The sequence below is a fragment of the Streptomyces sp. NPDC014801 genome, from assembly GCF_043082085.1.
In the GTDB taxonomy this organism is placed as follows: domain Bacteria; phylum Actinomycetota; class Actinomycetes; order Streptomycetales; family Streptomycetaceae; genus Streptomyces.
This window is the reverse complement of sequence record NZ_JBIBXG010000035.1, coordinates 1-2,497: the sequence shown is the minus strand read 5'-3', so window position 1 is coordinate 2,497 and position 2,497 is coordinate 1. Positions and strand designations below refer to the sequence as shown.

Here is a 2,497-nt window from a genome sequence, read left to right as displayed (position 1 = left end):
AACACAGTGGACGCGAGCAACTGAGGACAAGCCCTCGGCCTATTAGTACCGGTCAACTCCACACGTTACCGTGCTTCCATATCCGGCCTATCAACCCAGTCGTCTACTGGGAGCCTTACCCCATCAAGTGGGTGGGAGTCCTCATCTCGAAGCAGGCTTCCCGCTTAGATGCTTTCAGCGGTTATCCCTCCCGAACGTAGCCAACCAGCCATGCCCTTGGCAGAACAACTGGCACACCAGAGGTTCGTCCGTCCCGGTCCTCTCGTACTAGGGACAGCCCTTCTCAAGACTCCTACGCGCACAGCGGATAGGGACCGAACTGTCTCACGACGTTCTAAACCCAGCTCGCGTACCGCTTTAATGGGCGAACAGCCCAACCCTTGGGACCGACTCCAGCCCCAGGATGCGACGAGCCGACATCGAGGTGCCAAACCATCCCGTCGATATGGACTCTTGGGGAAGATCAGCCTGTTATCCCCGGGGTACCTTTTATCCGTTGAGCGACGGCGCTTCCACAAGCCACCGCCGGATCACTAGTCCCGACTTTCGTCCCTGCTCGACCCGTCGGTCTCACAGTCAAGCTCCCTTGTGCACTTACACTCAACACCTGATTGCCAACCAGGCTGAGGGAACCTTTGGGCGCCTCCGTTACCCTTTAGGAGGCAACCGCCCCAGTTAAACTACCCATCAGACACTGTCCCTGATCCGGATCACGGACCCAGGTTAGACATCCAGCACGACCAGACTGGTATTTCAACGACGACTCCACCCATACTGGCGTATGAGCTTCACAGTCTCCCAGCTATCCTACACAAGCCGAACCGAACACCAATATCAAACTGTAGTAAAGGTCCCGGGGTCTTTCCGTCCTGCTGCGCGAAACGAGCATCTTTACTCGTAGTGCAATTTCACCGGGCCTATGGTTGAGACAGTCGAGAAGTCGTTACGCCATTCGTGCAGGTCGGAACTTACCCGACAAGGAATTTCGCTACCTTAGGATGGTTATAGTTACCACCGCCGTTTACTGGCGCTTAAGTTCTCAGCTTCGCCTGGACGAATCCAAGCTAACCGGTCCCCTTAACGTTCCAGCACCGGGCAGGCGTCAGTCCGTATACATCGCCTTACGGCTTCGCACGGACCTGTGTTTTTAGTAAACAGTCGCTTCTCGCTGGTCTCTGCGGCCACCCCCAGCTCGAACAGCAAGTGTTCTCACCAGGTGTGGCCCCCCTTCTCCCGAAGTTACGGGGGCATTTTGCCGAGTTCCTTAACCATAGTTCACCCGAACGCCTCGGTATTCTCTACCTGACCACCTGAGTCGGTTTAGGGTACGGGCCGCCATGAAACTCGCTAGAGGCTTTTCTCGACAGCATAGGATCATCCACTTCACCACAATCGGCTCGGCATCAGGTCTCAGCCGTATGCAAGGCGGATTTGCCTACCTTGCGGCCTACACCCTTACCCCGGGACAACCACCGCCCGGGATGGACTACCTTCCTGCGTCACCCCATCACTCACCTACTACCAGCTCGGGTCACCGGCTCCACCACTCCGACCTCGTCCGAAGACTCAGCCGGCGGCTTCACGGGCTTAGCATCACTGGATTCGATGTTTGACGCTTCACAGCGGGTACCGGAATATCAACCGGTTATCCATCGACTACGCCTGTCGGCCTCGCCTTAGGTCCCGACTTACCCTGGGCAGATCAGCTTGACCCAGGAACCCTTAGTCAATCGGCGCAAACGTTTCTCACGTTTGTATCGCTACTCATGCCTGCATTCTCACTCGTCAACCGTCCACGACTACCTTCCAGTGCCGCTTCACCCGGCAGACGACGCTCCCCTACCCATCACAGCACCCGTTGGGGCTATATGCTGCAATGACACGACTTCGGCGGTACGCTTGAGCCCCGCTACATTGTCGGCGCGGAATCACTAGACCAGTGAGCTATTACGCACTCTTTCAAGGGTGGCTGCTTCTAAGCCAACCTCCTGGTTGTCTCTGCGACTCCACATCCTTTCCCACTTAGCGTACGCTTAGGGGCCTTAGTCGATGCTCTGGGCTGTTTCCCTCTCGACCATGGAGCTTATCCCCCACAGTCTCACTGCCGCGCTCTCACTTACCGGCATTCGGAGTTTGGCTAAGGTCAGTAACCCGGTAGGGCCCATCGCCTATCCAGTGCTCTACCTCCGGCAAGAAACACACGACGCTGCACCTAAATGCATTTCGGGGAGAACCAGCTATCACGGAGTTTGATTGGCCTTTCACCCCTAACCACAGGTCATCCCCCAGGTTTTCAACCCTGGTGGGTTCGGTCCTCCACGAAGTCTTACCTCCGCTTCAACCTGCCCATGGCTAGATCACTCCGCTTCGGGTCTTGAGCGTGCTACTAAAACGCCCTATTCGGACTCGCTTTCGCTACGGCTTCCCCACCCGGGTTAACCTCGCAACACACCGCAAACTCGCAGGCTCATTCTTCAAAAGGCACGCAGTCACGAGA

The 2,497-nt window shown here is 56.6% G+C and carries 1 rRNA gene; it reads right to left on the bottom strand.

Annotation, left to right across the window (positions count from 1 at the left end):
- Positions 1–22: 22 nt before the first annotated feature.
- Positions 23–2,497, bottom strand: a 23S ribosomal RNA gene (locus ACF1AL_RS39395); the annotation flags it as partial.